Raw genomic sequence first — 19193 nt, 5'->3', positions numbered from 1 at the left:
CCCATGACGCGCAGGCTCAAATCGGTGCTGGCATTGCTGGCTGGGAACGCCATCGGGCTGCTATTGGCCAGTTTGCTGCTGTCAGAGTTTGCGATCCGACCGATTTCCTTCATCGTGGTGGTAGTCGTGTTCACCCTGGTCCAGGTGATAGCCGAACCGCTGATCCTGAAGCTGGGGGAAAAGAAGGCACCGGCGCTGAAGGGCGGAATTGCCTTGATCGTAACCTTTGTTGGCCTTCTGGTCACCGATCTGATCACATCGGGTCTGACCATTGGCGGTATCTCAAATCTATTGGCCGCAACCTTGCTGGTATGGTTGGGCGCTCTGATCGGCAGTATTGTGCTGCCGATCTACGTGTTTCCCGAACTGCGCGACCCTAAGAAATAGTCATATCGCGTCTAAACTGGCCTCGATGGCCTGCCACAACTCGTCCACCGGTTCGCACCCCACGGACAGGCGGATGAAAGCAGGATCGACAGCATCCCCCCAACGGGCGCGCCGCTCGGCTGAACTGTGGACGCCGCCGAAGGATGTAGCCGGACGCAGCAGTGGGCAGCTATTGATGAACTGTTCGGCTTTGGTCTCGGACTCAAGCGTGATGCTTAGCAGAAACCCGAAGCGCGTGGTTTGAGCCGTCGCCAATGTGTGCGCCGGATCATCGGTCAGTCCGGGATAGCGGATCTGTTTCACGGCCGGGTGCGCCGCCAGCCGTTCAGCCAGTATTTGTGCTGAGCTACACATCCGATCAAACCGCACATCCAGAGTCTCCAAACCCCGATGTAGCAACCACGCTTCATGTGGCCCCGGGATCGCACCGGAGACGCGGCGCCATTCCTCAACTCGCTCCATGATTTGCGGATTGCGGCTGGCTAAATGACCCATCAACAGGTCCGAATGCCCACCCATCGCTTTGGTGTCTGAACTCACAACCACATCGACGCCAAGGTCCAGTGGGCGCTGGCCCAATGGGGTCATCGTTGTGTTGTCGGCGATGGTGATGCCGCCGGCCTCGCGCACGGCCTCGGCGATTACTGGCAGATCAAGCATGTCCAGACCGGGGTTCGAGGGGCTTTCTAGAAACACCACATCGAATTCATCAAAGCCACCTTCGGCAAAGTCGGTGGTTGGGCGTTCGATAACCGAGACGCCCAGATTTGACAGGAACCGATCAGCCAAAAGGCGCGTCACATAATACCCGTCGGACGGGATCAGCAGCCGCGACCCGGCTTGGACCGTCGCAAACAAGGCCGCCGAAATCGCACCCATACCCGAAGGAAAGCTGAGGCAGGGTGCATCTTCGAGATGCGACAGAACGTGTTCCAGATGCACCCAGGTCGGGTTATCGACCCGGCCATAGCTGGCATGCCCATCCGGCGCGCCGGGCAGATGGTACATGCTGCTTTGGGTCAACGGCAGGGCCACAGGCTCGCCCTTGTTCAGCGCATTCCCGCGCAGGTGCAACATTTCTCCGGTCTTCGGGCTCATGGCTCAGCGCCCCGGTATTTCATCGCGTGGGGGCGCGGGTTCCCAGTTCTCGATGATCTCGACTGCCTCTTGCGCAGTGTCGACAAAACGGAACAGGTCAAGATCCTCGTCCGAGATCGTGCCCGCATCGGCCAGCGCTTCCCAGTTGATAACCTTTTCCCAGAACTCACGCCCGAACAGCAGGAAAGGGACGCGGTCCATGCGGCCGGTCTGGATCAAAGTCAGGGATTCGAAGAGCTCATCCATGGTGCCGAAGCCGCCGGGGAAGATGGTGATGGCGCGAGCGCGCATAAGGAAGTGCATCTTGCGGATGGCGAAATAGTGGAAATTGAAGCTGAGATCAGGCGTCACGTATAGGTTCGGAGCCTGCTCGTGCGGAAGCACGATGTTCAGGCCGATCGAACACCCGCCTGCATCCTGTGCACCACGGTTGCCCGCTTCCATCACGCCGGGGCCGCCACCCGTGACGATCACGTTCTCGCGGCAACCTGTCCGATTTGACTTCTCGGTCATCAGACGCGCAAACTCACGCGCTTCATCGTAGTATTTCGACAGCCCGGCCAAGGTCTCGGTCCGCGCCGTGTGTTTCTGGGTCGGCTCCGGAATGCGCGCGCCACCGAACATGACGATGGTCGAGGTGATCTCACGCTCGGTCATGATCATCTCGGGCTTCAACAGCTCCAGTTGCAGCCGCACGGGGCGCAGCTCATCCCGGCACAGGAAGTCATCATCAGCGAAGGCAAGGCGATAGGCCGAAGACCGCGTCTGCGGGGTATCTGGTACCTCGCTTGCGGTCGAGCGGTCGGTCTGTGCGTCGCGAAAGGGGCTGAGGCGATCTTCTCTCATATGCGGGGTTCCCTGCTTGCGTGTTTCCAAAACAGCTATAGGGTTCGCGGGCAGAGTGCCAGTCACGGAAAGACAAGAATGGATTGGAAAAGTGAAATATTGGCAGCGCGGGACCGCATTGCCGGACACGCGCAGGTCACACCGGTGATGGAAAGCCATATTCCGGGCTATCCGATTGAAATGAAGCTTGAACATATGCAGCACACCGGCAGCTTCAAAGCGCGCGGGGCGTTCAATACCCTGCTCAGCATGGATGTGCCTGCGGCAGGCGTCGTGGCGGCTTCCGGTGGCAACCACGGTGCGGCAGCGGCTTATGCCGCGCAATCACTGGGCTATCCAGCGAAGATTTTTGTGCCCGAACTTGCAGGTCCCTCCAAGATTGCGCTGATCAAGCGGATCGGGGCTGATCTGAGTGTTGTTTCGGGTGAATACGCCAATGCACTGACCATGGCGCAGGCGCATGAGGAAAGCACCGGCGCCATGCAAATCCATGCCTATGATGCGCCAGCGACGGTGGTAGGGCAGGGGACATGTTTTGCTGAATGGGACGCGCAGGGCTTGCAGGCGGACACAGTATTGGTGGCCGTGGGCGGCGGTGGGCTGATTGCCGGAGCTTTGGCATGGTTTCAGGGTGCGCGCAAAGTCGTGGCGGTCGAACCGGAAACCTCTTGCGCGCTGAATGCGGCGTTGGCTGCGGGCGAACCGGTTGATGTTTCCGTTTCGGGCATCGCAGCGAACGCACTGGGCGCACGGAGAATTGGTGAGATTTGCTTTGGGCTGGCCCAAGGTATGAGTTCGGTTCTGGTTTCTGACGATGCGATAGCGCAAGCCCAGAATGCTCTGTGGCAGACGCATCGAATACTGGTTGAACCAGCAGGGGCTGCTGCGCTTGCCGCACTGATTTCGGGCGCTTACCAGCCGGAGCCGGGTGAGCGTGTCGCAGTGCTGATTTGCGGCGGGAACATCGCGCCAGATCCGCTAACAGGTTGAGAATACGGCTTGTAGATGTTGTTCATGGATTTTATCTATAATTCATGACCGCGACCATTGCCGACACAATCTATAATGCCCTGAGCCAGAAAATCATCACCGGCGATCTTCCTGCCGGTGAAAAGCTGCGTCAGGACCATATCGCGCGCGACTTTGAGACCAGCCATGTTCCGGTGCGCGAAGCACTGCTGCGGCTTGAGGCGCATGGATTGGCCAAAAGCGAACCGCGAAAGGGCATGCGCGTCACCGCGTTGGACCCTGCCGAAGTGCGTGAAGTGATCGAAATGCGTGTCGCGCTGGAAACGCTGGCGATGCAGCATTCCGTGCAAAATATGACGCCAGCTGCTCTGAAAGTGGCTGATGATGCGCGAAAGGCATGTGATCAGGCTGAAAACATGCCTCAATGGGAGGCGCGGAACAGGGTGTTTCATCGTGCCATCCTGACACCTTGCGGGTTGCCCCGTCTTTTGCATGCTGTCGATGACCTGCACATTGCCAGTGCCAGGCACTTGTTTGCACATTGGCGGCCCAAATGGGTGCAGCGCGTCGATACGGATCACGCTGCGATCATTCAGGCGCTGAAGAGTAAAGACGTTTCCGCCGCAACTTCGATACTTGTGCGCCATATCCGTCGTGCAAGCTGATACTTTCTGCCTTTGAAACGACAATCTGTGCCTCCTCAGAAGATTTGGCTTGATTTTTAATAGATAAAAATGATGATGAATTTCGAATCTATCAAATATTATCTATAAAAAGAGAAAGACGATGAAAGCCACTCTGCAATCCACCCTTCCGGCCGCCGGAGCAATAACCCCAGCGGGTCAGATCCTTCGTATCGTGATGGGTATTCTTCTTTTGACCGCCAGTGCAAAAGTCCAGGTGCCATTTTGGCCTGTGCCCATGACCCTTCAAGTCGCCGCTGTCATGGCTATCGCCGCGGCATTTGGGCTGCGTCTCGGTTCTGCAACCGTGATCGGTTACATGGTTGCCGGGGCAGTGGGTTTGCCGGTGTTTGCCGGAACGCCCGAAAAAGGCATCGGGCTGGCCTATATGATGGGCGGAACCGGAGGTTATTTGCTGGGTTTCGTGGTCGCCTCGGTCATGGTTGGATGGGCCGCGGACAATCTGCGTAAACTGTTTCTGGTTCCGGCGATGCTGGCTGGACTTGCGGTGATCTATGCGCTGGGTCTGGGTTGGTTGGCTCAGTTCGTGCCTGCAGACAAGGTTCTGGTTTACGGTTTCAGCCCTTTCATTCTGGGTGATCTCGTGAAGATTGCATTGGCAGCCGTTCTCGTGATTGGCCTGCCGACGGGTCTGATGCAGAAAATCCGTGGGCCGCAGCCAGATGCTTGATACCGGGCAAGATATCCGCAGCGATTGGACCGTGGATGAAGTGGAGGCGCTGATGCGCCTTCCACTGTTGGATCTGGTAGGTCGCGCAAATGTAATTCACCGGACGTATCACGATCCAAACGACATCCAAAAAGCCAGCCTGCTGTCGATAAAAACCGGAAGCTGTCCCGAGGATTGCGCCTATTGCCCGCAATCCGCCCATCATCGCGAGGTCGAGCTGACCAAGGAAAAGCTCATGAACCCTGCGCATGTCATCTCGCTTGCCAAACGGGCGCGCGATGCGGGGGCTGAACGGTTTTGCATGGGTGCTGCATGGCGTCAGGTGCGCGACGGCGAAGAATTCGACAATGTGCTGGTCATGGTGCGGGGCGTGCGTGATCTGGGCATGGAGGCTTGCGTCACCCTGGGCATGCTCAAGCCACATCAGGCCAAACGATTGGCCGAGGCAGGACTTACGGCGTACAATCATAACCTGGATACTTCGCCGGAATTCTATGGCGAGATTATTGGAACTCGTACCTATCAGGATCGTCTTGAGACCCTCAGCTATTGCCGGGACGAAGGTATTGATCTGTGCTGCGGCGGCATTATCGGTATGGGTGAAAGCCTGCGGGATCGTGCCTCGCTGTTGCAGGTCCTTGCGAATTTTGACCCGCATCCCGAAAGCGTACCGATAAACGCGCTGATCCCGATCAAAGGCACGCCGCTGGCGCATCTAGAAAAGGTGGGCATTTTTGATCTGGTGCGCATGGTTGCGACCGCGCGGATCGCCATGCCGCAAACACGGGTGCGCTTGTCGGCAGGACGGTCGGACTTTTCAACTGCCGAGCAGGCTTTGTGCTTTCTGGCTGGCGCAAATTCGGTTTTCTACGGCGATGTGTTGCTGACTGCACCCAATGCCGGAACCCAAAATGACCGGGATATGTTTGCCGCACTCAGCGCACTTACCGATGATTGACGCAAACCGAGGTATCCGCGTCGCATTGCGCCATGGGTCTCGCTTGCGTATAGGCCACATCAACGTGAACAGATTCTCTAGGGAGACGCCCCATGTCCAATGCGCAACTGGAAGCCGCCATCGAAGCCGCCTGGGAAGTACGTGACACAATCACCCCTGCGACCACCGGCAAGCAACGAGAAGCAATCGAAGACACGCTGAGCGCGCTGGACAGCGGTTCGCTGCGGGTGGCTGAAAAGCTCGACAGTGGTGATTGGCACGTGAACCAGTGGGCGAAAAAAGCAGTTCTGCTGGGGTTCCGCATCAAGGACATGGAAATCCAGACCGGAGGCCCGCAAGACGGCGGCTGGTGGGATAAGGTCGACAGCAAGTTCGCCGGCTGGGGAGAGAACCAGTGGCGCGCGGCAGGGTTCCGCGCCGTGCCAAACTGTGTGGTCCGCAAGTCGGCCTATGTCGCACCGGGTGTGGTGCTGATGCCCTCGTTCGTGAACCTTGGCGCTTATGTCGATGAAGGCACGATGGTTGATACCTGGGCCACCGTTGGTTCCTGCGCGCAGATCGGCAAGAACGTGCACTTGTCGGGCGGCGTAGGCATTGGAGGCGTACTGGAGCCGATGCAGGCCGGTCCGACCATTATCGAAGACAACTGCTTTATCGGTGCGCGTTCGGAAGTGGTCGAAGGCTGCATCGTCCGCGAGGGTTCGGTTCTGGGCATGGGCGTATTCATCGGTAAATCCACCAAGATCGTGGACCGCGAAACCGGTGAAGTCATGTATGGCGAGGTTCCGCCCTATTCGGTGGTTGTTGCGGGCTCGATGCCGTCCAAGAACAATGTAAGCCTGTATTGCGCGGTCATCGTGAAACGCGTCGATGAAAAGACCCGTTCGAAAACCGGGATCAATGAGCTACTGCGCGACTGATCCCGTCGTTTCAGTTTGAATAGGCCGCAGAGTGCATGCTCTGCGGCCTTTCTTATTTTGGCATGAACTCCAGCACTGTTTGCTGAAAGAAATCAATCGCCGCCTCACCTCCGGCCCCTTTGGCCAGAGGGCCGACTTGATATCGGGGCGATTGGAGGGCGCGCTGCATCTTTTCGCACACCCAGACATCCTCGGTCTGAAAATCCCCCGTCTCCAGTGGGTGCTGGGTCCAGTGAGAGGATTTGATCCGACCGGATTCCGGGTCGTATCCGGGTATGTCCGCCGCGCGATGCGTATAGGTGAACCAGCCTTTAGGCGACCAGTTTCTGACCCGCAGAAGTGTTGTGTTGGCATCCACTGGTTCCATGGTCGATATCGAAAACCCCCAGGGGTTTGGCGTCAGGATCGTGGTCGGAAACAGCATGTAGACCCCGCCATAGCCCGGCGTTTCGGCATTCCGTACCGTTTTCAGGCCGGACCCTTTGGCCGAGCTTTCAACAAACTGAGGGATACGATGTTTGACGCCTTCGCGCTCGGTCGACCACCAGACCATGTTGTGGCCAAAAACCTCCCAAAGATTCTTGTCATGGGTTGGCCCGCCCAACGTGTCTTTGTGCAGATAGGCCAGGTGATAGCCGTCTATTGCATTTTCAAAGAAGACCTTCCAATTGCAGTTGATCTCATAGACCACGTCGTCGGGGTTCTCTTGTAGCTCGCTTGATGCCAGATCATGAGGCCAAGGTATTTGAGCCAGATCGCCAAGCCACGCGTCAAAGCTTTGATCCGGTTCTGGGTGAACAAAAACAAGGTTGCGGAAGACACCGACTGAGGCACCGAACAACGCGGTTGCCTTCTTGTCCAGATCCGGAAAGCACTCGCGCTGGGCTGGTACGCCGCGCAAAGCGCCATCCAGATTGTAGACCCAGTTGTGATAAGGGCAGACAATGGTTTTGCCTGCGTTGCCGCAACCTTCCAACAACTCGGTTCCGCGATGGCGGCATTGGTTGTGGAAGGCGCGCAAGTCGCCATTTGCGTCCCGTATGACGATCAGAGCGTAGGCCCCGGCCTGAATCGTCCTGAAATCGCCGGGTTCGGTGAAATCCATAGTCACGCCGGCAAAACTCCAGCACTTGCTGAACAGGGTTTTCTGTTCGGCCTCATACCAACTGTCCGAGACATATGCCTCACGCGGCAGTTGTTGCTTGGGTTGATCCGGAAGTGCGTCAGGCGGCATTGTTGAGTCCGTTTATTGTCAAAAATGATAATCATCAATATTGACAATAAACCTTCGAATGTCCAGATTTCACCTTAAGATTTTTCTGAACCCGCTTGGAGGCAGGATGACTTTTATTCAAACCCTGAGGAATCAAAGGTGGATGACACTGCTAATTCTGGCGGCGCTTCTTGTCTCGACCTTCGCCGGGTATTACGGCCTTTGGGGTCTGTTGTTCATATTTTGGGGGCTCTTGGCGGTGCGCTCGGGGCAGGCCTTCTTGATCGAACCGATAAACCGCGCGACAGATCCGGCACTGTTCTGGTCGCTGACGGGTTTGTGGATCGGTTTGGGCGTTCTCTACGTTCTGGCGGATGTTTTTCCACCAGTTGCGAACGGATTCTGATGCCCCGTCCCAGTATGAAAGACGCCAGATCCGAGCAAATCCTGAACGCATTTATGCGTTGTGTCGCGCGGTACGGGCTGGATGGCTCGACCTTGGCGCGCATATCAGAAGAGGCGGGCGTCGGGCGGCCATTGCTGCGCCACTATCTGGGCAACCGGGATGAGATGGTTCGCAAGCTGCTAGATCACGTCCTGAAAGTCTTCGCGGATCAGGTTGAGGCGCTCTTCGACACTCTGCCGTGCACTGATCGGGTTGCAGCGATGCTGGACGCTTTGTTCGGACACGGCACCTATTCTTCGGAAAGTGCTGCAGTGTTTGCCGCTTTGGTCGCAGCCTCAGAAAGACACGCGGATTTGCGAGAACCCTTGCTTGGGTTTGTCTATGACTTCGAGGCAAGGATCGCTGCTGAAATCATGAACGAACTGCCTGCCGCCAATATGCAAGGCGTCCAAGCCGTGGCAGCGGGTATGTCCGCAATTTATTTCAATACGGATGCTGTGATGCCATTGCGACCCCGGGCGGAATGGCGCGACACGCAGCGCGTGGCAGCGCAGATGCTGTTGGACCACCTATACGACAGCACCTGCGACTGAGTTGACCGTGCCATCGGGCCAGCGTATTGCGGGCACTATGGAAAAGCAGAAAAAACCTTCGCGCCAGCAAGTCTATACGTTGTTGGTTCAGATCGGTCGCAAAGATGGCGACGGCCTGCCCGAAGGCGCGACCGGGGCGGCGTTGATGTGTTTTGCCAGCGGCGTGGACGAGGCCGAAGCCGTGCGTGAGACAGTAGCGATCCTGAAGCAGGCCGATACTGCACCTCTGGATGTCACCGGCTATGGCACGCTGGCCGAGCGTGAGGCGCAAGGGCATGATATCGATCCGGATGAGCGGGCATTGATGCAACGGGCGCTGGATGAAAACGCGGTTATCGTGGCACAGATGACACCATTCTTCGGCGACGAGGAAACTGCTTAGTTTCTCACCCCGAACCACTTGCGATAGATTTCGTCATAGGTGCCGTCTTCGCGCAGGGACAGCAGCGCCTGATTGACGTCTTCGACCAATGGCGATCCGGTTGGAAATGCGATCCCATAGTTTTCACGCAGGAAGATGCCCCCGGTCATTGTCGCCATTCTGCGCCCTTCGTGGCTGGCATAATAGGACAGGATCGGAGCGTCGAAAACGACCGCATCCAAATCCTTATTCTCAAACGCGTTCAGCATGTCCTGCAGATCGCCATAGCCGGTATAGTCGATCTCGCGCCGGTTCAGGAAACTGGCGGCGGTTGAATCGGAAATCGTCCCGACCTGTTTGCCGTAAAGGTCGTTGACCGAATTGACGCTGCCGGTGATTGCGTCCACCGTCATCACCGAGGTGATCCGGGCCGTGAAAACGGAGACGATGAATAGGGATGACACCACCAGTACTACACCCAACAGGCGGCCAAACGGGGTGCGCGGCATCCGCTCTTCAAAGCCACCATTCACCACCAGGTTGAGGGCCCACCAGAACGACGGGAACCACGCCTCATTCAATTTGCGATCAAAGTAGGGCTGCGCGCGTTTCTCAAAACTCCACATCAGCATGCCGCCACCAAGCAGGATCGCAAAGGCCAGCCCGATGGCGATGAACAATTCCCGAGACAGCAAAGCGTGCAACAGCGATGGCTGGCGAGCGGCCTCTGACGGGACCATGATCTGTAATCCGGCCTCAAATATCGGTTGTGTGAAATCCATTCGGGTTTCGCGCAAGGCGGTGATCGATATATTAGCGATCGCCAGATCGGCAGAGCCATCCTGAACCGCGCCCAACATTTCTCCAAATGTCTCGACGCGGTTGATCGAGTATTCCCAGCCGAGCGATTCAGACAGTGCCGCCAGAAGATCCATTGAGAAACCGGTCTGGGCACCGTCCTCGACAAATGAGAACGGAGGACGGGTTACTGTTGTAACCGTAAGAGACTGGGCCTGGCTTTGCTGCGCAAGAGTCGCGAAAGTCAGGCAGATCAATGCGAAGAAGACACGCTTCATGTGGAATCACCTGTTTCGCGGCCCTCTAACGCACTTAAGGGCAGCGCGGCAAGGCAGCCGCTGGGTCAACGCTCATGTTTTGTTGGGGTGCAAAATCAAGCCGCTTGGGCATTCGGTCTCGGAATTCGACTATTCGGGGTTGGCAATCCGGGCAATTCGTTGAATCTGTGCACGAACACAGGCACCCCTAAGGACAAGAGGCCCAATATGACCGATCCAGTTGAGCTGACAGCAAATCTGATCCGTTGCCCATCGGTCACACCCGATGAAGGCGGGGCTTTGGTCTTGCTGCAGCAAGTGCTGGAGGAGGCCGGATTTTATTGCACTCGCGTAGATCGAGGTGGAACCTGCAACCTCTTCGCCCGGTGGGGGCAGAAGGGTCACGCGCGCAGCTTTGGCTTTAATGGTCATACGGATGTGGTTCCGGTAGGGGATGAAGCAGCCTGGACCATGCCTCCTTTCGGCGCCGAGGTCCGGGACGGGGTGATGTACGGCCGGGGCGCGACGGATATGAAATCGGGCGTGGCAGCATTTGCGGCAGCGGCTATCGATTTTGTGCGTGACACGCCCCCGGATGGGGCAGTGATCCTGACGATCACAGGTGATGAAGAAGGCGACGCGCTGGATGGCACGGTCGCTTTGCTGGATCATATGGCCGCAACGGATGAGCGGATGTCGGTTTGTCTGGTGGGCGAACCCACTTGCCCGAACACGATGGGCGAAATGATGAAGATCGGCCGGCGCGGTTCGATGACTGCGTGGTTCACTGTGACCGGAGTGCAGGGGCATTCGGCCTATCCGCATCGGGCGAAGAACCCGGTGCCCGCGATGGCACGGCTGATGGATCGGCTGGCCAGCCACGAATTGGATCAGGGGACCGACCACTTTGACGCCTCGACCTTGGCGGTTGTCACGATCGACACCGGTAATCCGGCGACAAATGTGATCCCGGCGCAATGTTCTGGGACAGTGAACATCCGGTTCAATGACCTGCATTCAGGGGCCAGTTTGAGCGATTGGTTGCAATCCGAGGCAGCCGCCGTTGCCGAGGCGTTCGGCGTCGATGTCGAGACCCGGATCAAGATTTCGGGTGAAAGCTTTCTGACCCCTCCGGGGGCATTGTCTGATCTGGTAGCTCATGCTGTTAAGGCAGAAACCAATATCCGCCCCGCGCTTTCGACCACCGGCGGGACCTCGGATGCCCGCTTCATCAAAGATCATTGCCCGGTGGTCGAGTTTGGTCTGGTCGGGCGCACCATGCATCAGGTCGATGAATGTGTCGAAGTGGCGCGAATTCATCAACTCAAGGCGATCTATTCCCGTATTCTGACGGATTACTTCGCCTGATCCATGCAGAAAACGCTGGTCATTATGGTGAAAGAGCCACGTCCAGGGCGGGTCAAGACCCGTTTGGGGCGTGATATCGGCCTGGTTAGGGCTGCTTGGTGGTTTCGGCATCAAACGCGATCTCTGATCCGGCGTCTGCGTGATCCGCGCTGGCAGATTGTACTGGCGGTCTCTCCGGATAGGGAGGGAATGAACAGTCGGGTCTGGCCTGTTGATTTACCCCGGAAGCCTCAGGGGCGCGGAGATCTGGGCGACCGCATGGGGCGGATGTTGCGCGGTGCTCCCGATGGTCCGGTGTGCCTGATCGGTGCGGATATTCCGGGCATTACACGGGGTCACATTGCGCGGGCTTTTCGCGCGTTGGGCCGGGCTGAGATGGTGTTCGGGCCCGCCCCGGATGGTGGCTATTGGCTGGTCGGTGCGCAGCGCTATGGGGCGCTGCCTTCGGGGCTGTTCCAAGACGTGCGTTGGTCGACGAGACATGCGTTGGCCGACACGTTGGCTTCGATTCCCGGGCGTCGGGTGGCGTTGCTGGATCATCTGCGCGATGTGGATACCGTGGCCGATCTGCACGGCTGACATGAGGCACCGCTTTTTGACCATGACGCGGTTGCATGCTCGTGCTAGGCCAAACTCATGACACGCATTCCGACCAAGCAAGAGGTCCTCGACTGGATCTCGGCGAACCCTACCCTGACCTCGAAACGTGATATTGCCAAGGCTTTTGGCATCAAGGGCGCGGATCGGATCGATCTGAAGCGTATCCTGAAAGAACTTGAGGCCGACGGCCATCTGGAAAAACGCAACCGCAGCTATCGCGATCCGGATCGTCTGCCGCCGGTCAGCGTGTTGCAGGTGAAGGCCCCGAACGTAGATGGCGACCTGTTTGCGCGCCCGTTGGAGTGGCACGGTGAGGGGGTCGAGCCCATCGTTCTGCTCGTAACGCGTGCCAGCGATCCGGCGCTGGGTGAGGGTGACCGCATTCTGGCCCGCCTGACCGTGGTGCATGAGGAAGATCACAATTACGAAGCCCGCTTGATCCGCCGCATCGGCACCAACCCGCGCAAGATCGTCGGCATTTTCCGCAAAGGGGCCGAAGGCGGGCGGATCGTGCCCATCGACAAGGCTGGTCAGACAGAATGGCTGGTCGCGGACGGGGCCGTTCTGGGGGCCAAGGATGGTGAGTTGGTTGAGGCCGAACAGGCCGGACCCAAGAACCGCATGGGTCTGCCGCGTGCGCGTATTGTTGAACGGCTCGGCGATCCGACCGCGCCCAAGGCTGTCTCATTGATCGCCATCCACCAACACGGTATTCCCGACGACTTCCCGGACAAGGTAATCGAAGAAGCCGACAAGGCCAAACCCGTTGGACTGAAAGGTCGTGAAGACCTGCGGGATATGCCGTTGCTGACCATCGATCCTGCGGATGCACGGGACCACGACGACGCCTGCTATGCCCATGCCGATGACGATCCCAAGAACCCGGGTGGCCATGTGATCTGGGTCGCCATCGCTGACGTCGCCGCCTATGTGAAACCCAGTACGGCTCTGGATCGCGAGGCACGCAAGCGGGGCAACTCCAGTTACTTCCCGGACCGCGTAGTGCCGATGCTGCCGGATCGCCTGTCCGGCGATCTATGCTCCCTGCACGAAGGCGTGCCGCGCGCTTGTATCGCGGTTCGGATGCAGATTGATGCCGAAGGCAACAAGATCGGCCACCGGTTCGTGCGCGGCCTGATGCGCTCTGCCGCCTCGCTGAATTATACCGAGGTGCAGGAGGCCATCGACGGCAACCCGAACGACCGCACCGGGCCGCTGTTGGATACGGTGCTGAATCCGCTTTACGCCGCCTATGCTGCGCTGAAAAAGGCACGTTCCGTGCGGCAGCCGCTGGAACTGGACCTGCCTGAGCGCAAAATCGTACTCAGCGATACGGGTGAGGTGACCAGCGTCGCGTTCCGTGACCGGCTGGATGCGCATAAGCTGATCGAGGAATTCATGATCCTCGCCAATGTCGCCGCTGCCGAGACCCTGATCACCAAACGCCGCCCGCTACTGTTCCGCGTCCACGAAGAGCCCGCGCCCGAAAAGCTGGAAAGCCTGAGAGAGACGGCGCAGGCGGCGGGATTAAATCTCGCCAAAGGGCAGGTATTGCAGACCCGACATCTGAACGCGCTGCTAAACGCCGCCGCTGGTAACGAGGATGCGGAGCTGATCAATCTGACGACCCTGCGGTCGATGGCGCAGGCCTATTACAACCCCGAAAATTTCGGCCATTTTGGGCTGGCTCTGCGGAACTATGCGCATTTCACTTCTCCCATCCGGCGCTATGCTGATCTGATCGTGCATCGCGCGCTGATCTCAGCCCATGGCTGGGGCAAGGACGGATTGACCGAGGATGAGATTGCACGGTTGGAAGAAACGGCGACCCATATTTCGGATACCGAGCGCCGCTCGATGATGGCCGAGCGCGATACGACTGATCGCTATCTGGCGGCCTATCTCAGCGAGCGGGTCGGCAATGAGTTTTCTGGCCGGATCAGCGGTATTGCCCGGTTCGGTGCCTTCGTGAAGATGGACGAGACCGGAGCGGACGGTCTGGTTCCAGTGCGTTCGCTGGGGCGAGAGTTTTTCCATTTCGACCGAGAGGCCGGGACGCTGATGGGCTCGGACACCGGGCTGATCATCGCCATTGGCCAGCGTGTCACGGTGCGGTTGACCGAGGCGACGCCGGTGACGGGCGGATTGGAATTGGAGTTGTTGTCCATCGATGATCAGGCGCTGCCGCGCGGCCGTGGCCCCGCCAAGCGCGGAACGCGGCGCAAGGCCGCCAGCACCAAGCGCAAGAAGGACAAGATCAAGCGCAAGGTCGAACGCAAACGCCGTCAGAGATGATAAGTAAGCGCGCGCGCAATCAGCCAGCCATGGCGCGTAGGATCAATCTGATCGGGCCGGTCGAACAGAATCGCGCGATTGCCGTCGATCCGATCCTCTCCAGGAAAGGCGGAAGTAAAATCCCCCATCAGTCGGCTTTGGCAGTGTACGAACAACGCAAAGCAAGCCGCCTTGTGTCCGCCCAAACGAATCGTCGAGCCTTTGGGCGCCAGATAGGCGGGCTGGCCCCACCGCAACGCTTCTTCCAGAGGCTGAGCGCTTGGCAGCGAGGCCGCAGTTTCGAAGATCAACTCGCGCAGCGCTAGTGCCCCATTGCGCGTCTCTTCCGGTAGCGCCTCATAGGCTGCAGCGACTTTTTTGTCCTCAAAGGCTGTCATGATAGCGGGATCGCCTGCTCCATTCGGTCGATATAGCTGTTGAGCAGTTTATCTTGTTTAATCCGACGGGTCAGGGGGGTGTTTGATGGTGTCGCGCGCATCGCCGCCAGCATTGGACCGACGCTCATGTCCGCCGAGGTAGGTTTCTCTCCCATCAGATAAGGCGATTGCCAAAGATAGGCCGAGATCGCCTCAAAGTCGCGCTCCAGCCGGTCTTGTCGTTCGACGGGCGAAAAGCGGGATACACCTTGAAACGCGAGCCCCTTGAGAACGGATTTCCGGATCGAATTCGAAACCGGCTTGCGGATCAGTGCGGGAATGACGGTAAAGAATGTATCGCGCAGGATTGGCCAAACCTCATCATTGGCCCAACGGTCCTGCACGACATGAAAGTAAAGGTGTTCCTCGGCCATGCGGACCAGTGCGCGGGACTGGGCTTTTTGCAGGTCGGTCAGGCCAGCATCGAAATCGGCCCCCTGAGCCTCAAGCCAGTCGCGGATCAGGTCGCTGTCCGGAATCAGACGTTCAGGCGTGCGCAGAACCGGCAGCTTCTGGTGTGGCATCTTGCGTGGATCCAGCAGATCGGACCGTTGCCAGCGCAGGCCCGCGTTTTGAAGCATCAGGGCCGTTTTCACACAGAATGGGCTGGCGCTGAACAGGCCAAAGGCAGAGGGGAAGGTGAGAAGGGTCAGCATCATCAGCTCCATAGTTGGGACGCCTGATGGATACGCCGGACTGATGACAGATTCTGACATTAGGCTTAGAGTAGACTATACTATGTCCCGCACCGCCCGTCTTTTTCAGTTGATGCAGGCCCTACGATCTGGCCCCTCGCCCAGAACGTCGGTTCAATTGGCGCAGGATTTAGGCGTTTCGCCGCGCACAGTGCACCGGGATATCGATGCATTGCGTGGTCTCGGGGCGATAATCGACGGAGAGGCCGGGTTCGGGTTCACCCTAATCGAGGATGCGACCCTACCGCCGTTGGGTTTCACCAATGACGAGCTCGAAGCGCTGGTGTTGGGCTTGCGCGAGGTGCAATTGATCGGAGACCCGGCGCTGTCGGATGCTGCAAGCGCGGCCCTACGCAAGCTGCAGGGCCGGTTGCCGCAGCGCCAGTCGCATCGGCTGAGCCATGCTGTTCTGACCGCCACGCGATTTGACAGGCCAGCCGTGCCAACAATTGACGTCGCCATTTTACGCCAAGCCGCGTGGGATGAACGCGTGATCGAGTTCGCCTATACCGATGCCAAAGGCGCAGACACCCGTCGTCGGGTCAATCCGCTGAGCATCGTCTATATGGACCGTGCCAGCGTATTGCTGAGTTGGTGCCACCTGCGTCAGGATTTCCGAGTGTTTCGGCTGGATCGTATGCAGGGCATGGATGTGACCGAGGATAGCTTCCGACCCAATCGCGTATCGCTATTGCGTGACGCCATTGCCCGTATTCGCGCGGAACGTGAGGAACAGGATCAGGAAACCTGACGTTCTGCGTTTTGAGAAATCCCGATTGTGCGCTATCATCGGCTCTGAGCAGTAATCAGGATAAAACGGAATGCGTAAGTGTGTAGGTGGCGTTATGACCGCCGCATTATGGGCATCCATCGTGCAGGCGGATACAACAGAAAATTCGATACGGCCTCTGGCCCGACCTATGGTCGACAATGTGCAACTGGCCTCGGCGGATGTGACGGTCTCGGTACGGCCCGTGCTGCGGCCTAAGGTCGAGGTGCAACGTGTATCGGCAGACGGGAATGCCCGATTTCAGGCTTGGCTGGGGGCATTTCGCAAGCGGGCGCAAGAGCAGGGCATCTCGGTCAATACGCTGGATCGGGCGTTGGCTGGGGTGACCTATGACAGTGACATCATCAAACGCGATCGCAATCAGGCGGAGTTTTCCAAACCGATCTGGGAATATCTGGATGGAGCGGTTTCAAAAACGCGGATTTCCAACGGTCGCGTTGGACTAGACAAGCACCGCGAGACTTTGACCCGGATCGAAGCCCAGTACGGCGTCGAAAAAGAGGTCGTGACCGCGATCTGGGGTCTTGAGACTTCGTTCGGCACCTACCGAGGAAGCAAGCAAACCATTCGGTCGCTGGCGACTTTGGCCTTTGATGCTCGACGAGCAAGCTTTTTTGAGGAACAGCTGATCGCCGCGTTGCAGATACTGCAGGCAGGGGATGTCGACCCTAAGAATATGGTTGGCAGTTGGGCTGGGGCGATGGGGCATACACAGTTCATGCCGACCTCGTTTCTTGATTACGCGGTTGATTTCGATGGAGATGGGCGTCGCGAGATCTGGTCCGATAATCCAACTGATGCCTTAGCATCAGCCGCTTCCTATTTGGCAAAACATGGATGGACCAAAGGCCAACCTTGGGGGGTCGAAGTGCAACTACCATCCGACTTTGACTACGCCAACGCGCGGCGAGATTTCACTCTGATGCCGTCGGAATGGGCGGCCCGAGGGGTTCTTGCTTACTCGGGCAAGGCAGTGCCCGATCACGGGCAAGCAGCAATCTTGTTACCGGCGGGTGGTCGGGGTGTCGCCCTGATGATCTTCAATAATTTCAGAGTGATCGAGGCCTACAACGGCGCCGATGCCTATGTGATCGGCATCGGGCATCTGTCCGACCGGCTTGCAGGAGGCTCTCCGTTTGAGGCCGATTGGCCGCGTGGCGATCGCGTATTGAGCTTTACTGAAAAGAAAGAACTACAGCGTCGGCTGACTCAGGCGGGCTTCGATACACAAGGGATCGATGGGCGCACCGGGCCAAATACGATTAACGCGGTGCGCGCGTTTCAGGTTGCTCAGGGGTTGATCCCGGATGGATACCCGTCGCTCGGCCTCTTGGAAAGGATGCGCTGATAATCAGGGCGACCCAATTGGGTCGCCCATGATCTAATGATCAAGACGCAGGCTTCATCAGACCTTTTTCGTTGATTTCAACCAACGCATCATCCAACGATTTTTGAATGCGCACGAACATCTCATCGATTTCGGCCGGGGTAATGACCAACGGCGGAGAGATGACCAAGCGGTCGTCCACATGACGCATGATCAGATTGTTTTTGAAGCAATGTTCGCGGCAGATATATCCGATCGTGCCGGGATCTGATGCGAACTTGGCTCGGCTTGCCTTTTCAGGCGTCAATGCGATGGACCCCATCAAGCCTGCGATCTTTGCCTCTCCGACCAGCGGATGCTCGACCAATGCGTCCCATTTCTTTTTCATATAGGGCGCGACCACGTTGCGCACGTGATCGACGACGTTTTCTTCTTCGAGGATGCGCAGATTTTCGAGCGCAACTGCTGCGGCAACCGGGTGGCCGGAATAGGTGTAGCCATGGTTGAACTCGGTGGCGCTGATGACACGGGCGACTTCGTCGCAGACGATCGATCCGCCAATAGGTGCATAGCCTGAGCTAAGGCCCTTGGCGATTGTCATGATATGCGGTTTGATCCCGACGGTTTGCGAGCCGAACCAGTTGCCGGTTCGGCCAAACCCGCAGATCACCTCATCCGCGATCAGCAGTATATCGTACTTGTCGCAGATGCGCTGAATTTCAGGCCAATATGTGTCGGGTGCGATTATCACGCCGCCTGCGCCCTGCACAGGTTCGGCGATGAAAGCAGCGACGCGATCTTCGCCCAGTTCCTGAATGGCTTCTTCCAGCTCGCGCGCGCGGGCAAGGCCGAATTCCTCGGGGCTCATATCGCCGCCTTCCGCCCACCAGTTCGGCTGGTTGATATGGTGGATATTCGGGATTGGAATGCCGCCCTGCGCATGCATTCCTGCCATGCCACCCAACGACGCCGATCCAACAGAGGAACCGTGATAGGCATTCTTGCGGCTGATGATGATGTTCTTGTCCGGCTGACCTTTTTCGGCCCAATAGGTGCGCACTAGACGGATGTTGGTGTCGTTGGCCTCGGACCCGCTTCCGGCAAAGAAGACATGGTTCAGATCACCTGGCGCAAGCTCAGCCAGTTTTGCAGCCAGCGCAATGGCGGGCGTATGGGTCGTCTTGAAGAAAGTATTATAGTACGGCAGCTCGCGCATTTGACGTGCGGCTGCATCGGCCAGCTCGTCGCGGCCATATCCGATATTCACGCACCACAATCCGGCCATACCATCCAGAATTTCATGACCTTCGCTATCGGTCAGATAGACGCCCTTGGCACGGGTGATGACCCTGACACCTTCGTCTGCCAGCGACTCATTGGTTGAAAAAGGATGCAGATGGTGTGCTGCGTCCAGCGCCTGCAATTCGGCAGTGGGCATGTGATTGGTGATGGTGGACATCTCGGATTCTCCAGCAAGCGTCGTTGCCAGATAGAATATGATCAAATTTTATGCTGTCAATCG

The 19193-nt window shown here is 58.0% G+C and carries 21 protein-coding genes; 14 read left to right on the top strand and 7 right to left on the bottom strand.

Annotation, left to right across the window (positions count from 1 at the left end; genetic code table 11):
- Positions 1-3 precede the first annotated feature (3 nt).
- Positions 4-387, top strand: coding sequence for a hypothetical protein (locus tag I5192_RS14825; RefSeq protein ID WP_170399056.1), 384 nt, complete (start codon positions 4-6; stop codon positions 385-387).
- Here I5192_RS14825 and I5192_RS14820 read toward each other — a convergent pair whose 3' ends face one another.
- Together I5192_RS14820 and I5192_RS14815 are read right to left on the bottom strand one after the other, a co-directional pair.
- Positions 388-1485, bottom strand: coding sequence for a cystathionine gamma-lyase (locus tag I5192_RS14820; RefSeq protein WP_223117167.1), 1098 nt, complete (start codon positions 1483-1485; stop codon positions 388-390).
- Between the two features lie 3 nt (positions 1486-1488).
- Complete coding sequence (locus I5192_RS14815) at positions 1489-2331, bottom strand: TIGR00730 family Rossman fold protein (protein ID WP_170732575.1); 843 nt, start codon at positions 2329-2331, stop codon at positions 1489-1491.
- A 78-nt stretch (positions 2332-2409) separates the two neighbouring features.
- On the opposite strand from I5192_RS14815, the gene I5192_RS14810 reads away from it, so the two are divergent.
- The 5 genes from I5192_RS14810 (at position 2410) to dapD (ending at position 6552) form a co-directional block, all read left to right on the top strand.
- A complete protein-coding gene (locus I5192_RS14810; RefSeq protein WP_223117166.1) occupies positions 2410-3321 on the top strand; it encodes a threonine/serine dehydratase in 912 nt (303 codons plus the stop codon).
- 44 nt (positions 3322-3365) lie between these two features.
- Complete coding sequence (locus tag I5192_RS14805) at positions 3366-3965, top strand: GntR family transcriptional regulator (RefSeq protein WP_170425930.1); 600 nt, start codon at positions 3366-3368, stop codon at positions 3963-3965.
- A gap of 121 nt (positions 3966-4086) precedes the next feature.
- Entirely contained in the window at positions 4087-4674 is a 588-nt protein-coding gene (locus I5192_RS14800) for a biotin transporter BioY (protein ID WP_223117165.1), read from the top strand.
- Positions 4667-5632 carry a biotin synthase BioB gene (gene bioB, locus I5192_RS14795; protein WP_170732843.1) on the top strand — a complete coding sequence of 322 codons (966 nt, stop codon included), beginning with the start codon at positions 4667-4669 and terminating at the stop codon, positions 5630-5632. Before I5192_RS14800 ends, bioB begins: the two co-directional genes overlap by 8 nt.
- A gap of 92 nt (positions 5633-5724) precedes the next feature.
- Positions 5725-6552, top strand: coding sequence for a 2,3,4,5-tetrahydropyridine-2,6-dicarboxylate N-succinyltransferase (dapD, locus tag I5192_RS14790; protein ID WP_223117164.1), 828 nt, complete (start codon positions 5725-5727; stop codon positions 6550-6552).
- A 52-nt stretch (positions 6553-6604) separates the two neighbouring features.
- Here dapD and I5192_RS14785 read toward each other — a convergent pair whose 3' ends face one another.
- Positions 6605-7786, bottom strand: coding sequence for an aromatic ring-hydroxylating dioxygenase subunit alpha (locus I5192_RS14785; RefSeq protein WP_223117163.1), 1182 nt, complete (start codon positions 7784-7786; stop codon positions 6605-6607).
- 142 nt (positions 7787-7928) lie between these two features.
- On the opposite strand from I5192_RS14785, the gene I5192_RS14780 reads away from it, so the two are divergent.
- From I5192_RS14780 to I5192_RS14770, 3 genes are read left to right on the top strand one after another with little or no spacing between them, the layout of a single operon-like run.
- Entirely contained in the window at positions 7929-8171 is a 243-nt protein-coding gene (locus I5192_RS14780; RefSeq protein ID WP_255611946.1) for a hypothetical protein, read from the top strand.
- A gap of 14 nt (positions 8172-8185) precedes the next feature.
- The gene (locus tag I5192_RS14775; protein ID WP_255611944.1) at positions 8186-8764 is read left to right on the top strand and encodes a TetR/AcrR family transcriptional regulator; all 579 of its coding nucleotides are present in this window, start codon (positions 8186-8188) and stop codon (positions 8762-8764) included.
- Between the two features lie 37 nt (positions 8765-8801).
- Positions 8802-9146, top strand: coding sequence for a hypothetical protein (locus I5192_RS14770; RefSeq protein WP_170399025.1), 345 nt, complete (start codon positions 8802-8804; stop codon positions 9144-9146).
- On the opposite strand, the gene I5192_RS14765 is transcribed toward I5192_RS14770, so the two are convergent.
- Positions 9143-10201: a transporter substrate-binding domain-containing protein gene (locus I5192_RS14765; protein WP_170425922.1), complete on the bottom strand. Its 1059-nt coding sequence runs from the start codon at positions 10199-10201 to the stop codon at positions 9143-9145. The genes I5192_RS14770 and I5192_RS14765 overlap by 4 nt on opposite strands.
- 207 nt (positions 10202-10408) lie before the next feature.
- Here I5192_RS14765 and dapE point away from each other — a divergent pair, with 207 nt between their 5' ends.
- Genes dapE through rnr form a run of 3 tightly spaced genes read left to right on the top strand, consistent with a single transcriptional unit; the run spans position 10409 to position 14443 of the window.
- Positions 10409-11548: a succinyl-diaminopimelate desuccinylase gene (gene dapE, locus I5192_RS14760; RefSeq protein ID WP_223117161.1), complete on the top strand. Its 1140-nt coding sequence runs from the start codon at positions 10409-10411 to the stop codon at positions 11546-11548.
- Positions 11549-11551: 3 nt separating this feature from the next.
- Positions 11552-12127, top strand: a complete 576-nt coding sequence (locus tag I5192_RS14755) for a TIGR04282 family arsenosugar biosynthesis glycosyltransferase (RefSeq protein ID WP_223117160.1) — start codon at positions 11552-11554, stop codon at positions 12125-12127.
- A gap of 57 nt (positions 12128-12184) precedes the next feature.
- A complete protein-coding gene (gene rnr, locus I5192_RS14750; RefSeq protein ID WP_223117159.1) occupies positions 12185-14443 on the top strand; it encodes a ribonuclease R in 2259 nt (752 codons plus the stop codon).
- Here rnr and I5192_RS14745 read toward each other — a convergent pair.
- Complete coding sequence (locus I5192_RS14745) at positions 14434-14820, bottom strand: DUF1801 domain-containing protein (RefSeq protein ID WP_223117158.1); 387 nt, start codon at positions 14818-14820, stop codon at positions 14434-14436. The genes rnr and I5192_RS14745 overlap by 10 nt on opposite strands.
- Complete coding sequence (locus I5192_RS14740) at positions 14817-15515, bottom strand: glutathione S-transferase family protein (RefSeq protein WP_255611943.1); 699 nt, start codon at positions 15513-15515, stop codon at positions 14817-14819. The genes I5192_RS14745 and I5192_RS14740 overlap by 4 nt, the downstream gene beginning before the upstream one ends.
- An 82-nt stretch (positions 15516-15597) precedes the next feature.
- Here I5192_RS14740 and I5192_RS14735 point away from each other — a divergent pair, with 82 nt between their 5' ends.
- Positions 15598-16305, top strand: a complete 708-nt coding sequence (locus I5192_RS14735) for a YafY family protein (RefSeq protein WP_170663276.1) — start codon at positions 15598-15600, stop codon at positions 16303-16305.
- A gap of 94 nt (positions 16306-16399) precedes the next feature.
- Positions 16400-17692: a lytic murein transglycosylase gene (locus I5192_RS14730; RefSeq protein ID WP_255611939.1), complete on the top strand. Its 1293-nt coding sequence runs from the start codon at positions 16400-16402 to the stop codon at positions 17690-17692.
- A 40-nt stretch (positions 17693-17732) separates the two neighbouring features.
- On the opposite strand, the gene I5192_RS14725 is transcribed toward I5192_RS14730, so the two are convergent.
- The gene (locus I5192_RS14725; protein ID WP_223118316.1) at positions 17733-19130 is read right to left on the bottom strand and encodes an aspartate aminotransferase family protein; all 1398 of its coding nucleotides are present in this window, start codon (positions 19128-19130) and stop codon (positions 17733-17735) included.
- Positions 19131-19193: the final 63 nt, after the last annotated feature.

This window comes from Ruegeria sp. SCSIO 43209 (assembly GCF_019904295.1).
GTDB lineage: Bacteria > Pseudomonadota > Alphaproteobacteria > Rhodobacterales > Rhodobacteraceae > Ruegeria.
The sequence above is the reverse complement of the archived record's forward strand: the minus strand, read 5'-3'. Positions and strand labels throughout refer to the sequence as shown.

What these genes read in the sequence shown, in the direction of transcription:
- I5192_RS14825 (WP_170399056.1), top strand. Translation starts at nt 4, where the DNA reads ATGACGCGCAGGCTCAAATCGGTGCTGGCATTGCTGGCTGGGAACGCC.
- I5192_RS14820 (WP_223117167.1), bottom strand. Translation starts at nt 1,485, where the DNA reads ATGAGCCCGAAGACCGGAGAAATGTTGCACCTGCGCGGGAATGCGCTG.
- I5192_RS14815 (WP_170732575.1), bottom strand. Translation starts at nt 2,331, where the DNA reads ATGAGAGAAGATCGCCTCAGCCCCTTTCGCGACGCACAGACCGACCGC.
- I5192_RS14810 (WP_223117166.1), top strand. Translation starts at nt 2,410, where the DNA reads ATGGATTGGAAAAGTGAAATATTGGCAGCGCGGGACCGCATTGCCGGA.
- I5192_RS14805 (WP_170425930.1), top strand. Translation starts at nt 3,366, where the DNA reads ATGACCGCGACCATTGCCGACACAATCTATAATGCCCTGAGCCAGAAA.
- I5192_RS14800 (WP_223117165.1), top strand. Translation starts at nt 4,087, where the DNA reads ATGAAAGCCACTCTGCAATCCACCCTTCCGGCCGCCGGAGCAATAACC.
- bioB (WP_170732843.1), top strand. Translation starts at nt 4,667, where the DNA reads ATGCTTGATACCGGGCAAGATATCCGCAGCGATTGGACCGTGGATGAA.
- dapD (WP_223117164.1), top strand. Translation starts at nt 5,725, where the DNA reads ATGTCCAATGCGCAACTGGAAGCCGCCATCGAAGCCGCCTGGGAAGTA.
- I5192_RS14785 (WP_223117163.1), bottom strand. Translation starts at nt 7,786, where the DNA reads ATGCCGCCTGACGCACTTCCGGATCAACCCAAGCAACAACTGCCGCGT.
- I5192_RS14780 (WP_255611946.1), top strand. Translation starts at nt 7,929, where the DNA reads ATGACACTGCTAATTCTGGCGGCGCTTCTTGTCTCGACCTTCGCCGGG.
- I5192_RS14775 (WP_255611944.1), top strand. Translation starts at nt 8,186, where the DNA reads ATGAAAGACGCCAGATCCGAGCAAATCCTGAACGCATTTATGCGTTGT.
- I5192_RS14770 (WP_170399025.1), top strand. Translation starts at nt 8,802, where the DNA reads ATGGAAAAGCAGAAAAAACCTTCGCGCCAGCAAGTCTATACGTTGTTG.
- I5192_RS14765 (WP_170425922.1), bottom strand. Translation starts at nt 10,201, where the DNA reads ATGAAGCGTGTCTTCTTCGCATTGATCTGCCTGACTTTCGCGACTCTT.
- dapE (WP_223117161.1), top strand. Translation starts at nt 10,409, where the DNA reads ATGACCGATCCAGTTGAGCTGACAGCAAATCTGATCCGTTGCCCATCG.
- I5192_RS14755 (WP_223117160.1), top strand. Translation starts at nt 11,552, where the DNA reads ATGCAGAAAACGCTGGTCATTATGGTGAAAGAGCCACGTCCAGGGCGG.
- rnr (WP_223117159.1), top strand. Translation starts at nt 12,185, where the DNA reads ATGACACGCATTCCGACCAAGCAAGAGGTCCTCGACTGGATCTCGGCG.
- I5192_RS14745 (WP_223117158.1), bottom strand. Translation starts at nt 14,820, where the DNA reads ATGACAGCCTTTGAGGACAAAAAAGTCGCTGCAGCCTATGAGGCGCTA.
- I5192_RS14740 (WP_255611943.1), bottom strand. Translation starts at nt 15,515, where the DNA reads ATGCTGACCCTTCTCACCTTCCCCTCTGCCTTTGGCCTGTTCAGCGCC.
- I5192_RS14735 (WP_170663276.1), top strand. Translation starts at nt 15,598, where the DNA reads ATGTCCCGCACCGCCCGTCTTTTTCAGTTGATGCAGGCCCTACGATCT.
- I5192_RS14730 (WP_255611939.1), top strand. Translation starts at nt 16,400, where the DNA reads ATGACCGCCGCATTATGGGCATCCATCGTGCAGGCGGATACAACAGAA.
- I5192_RS14725 (WP_223118316.1), bottom strand. Translation starts at nt 19,130, where the DNA reads ATGTCCACCATCACCAATCACATGCCCACTGCCGAATTGCAGGCGCTG.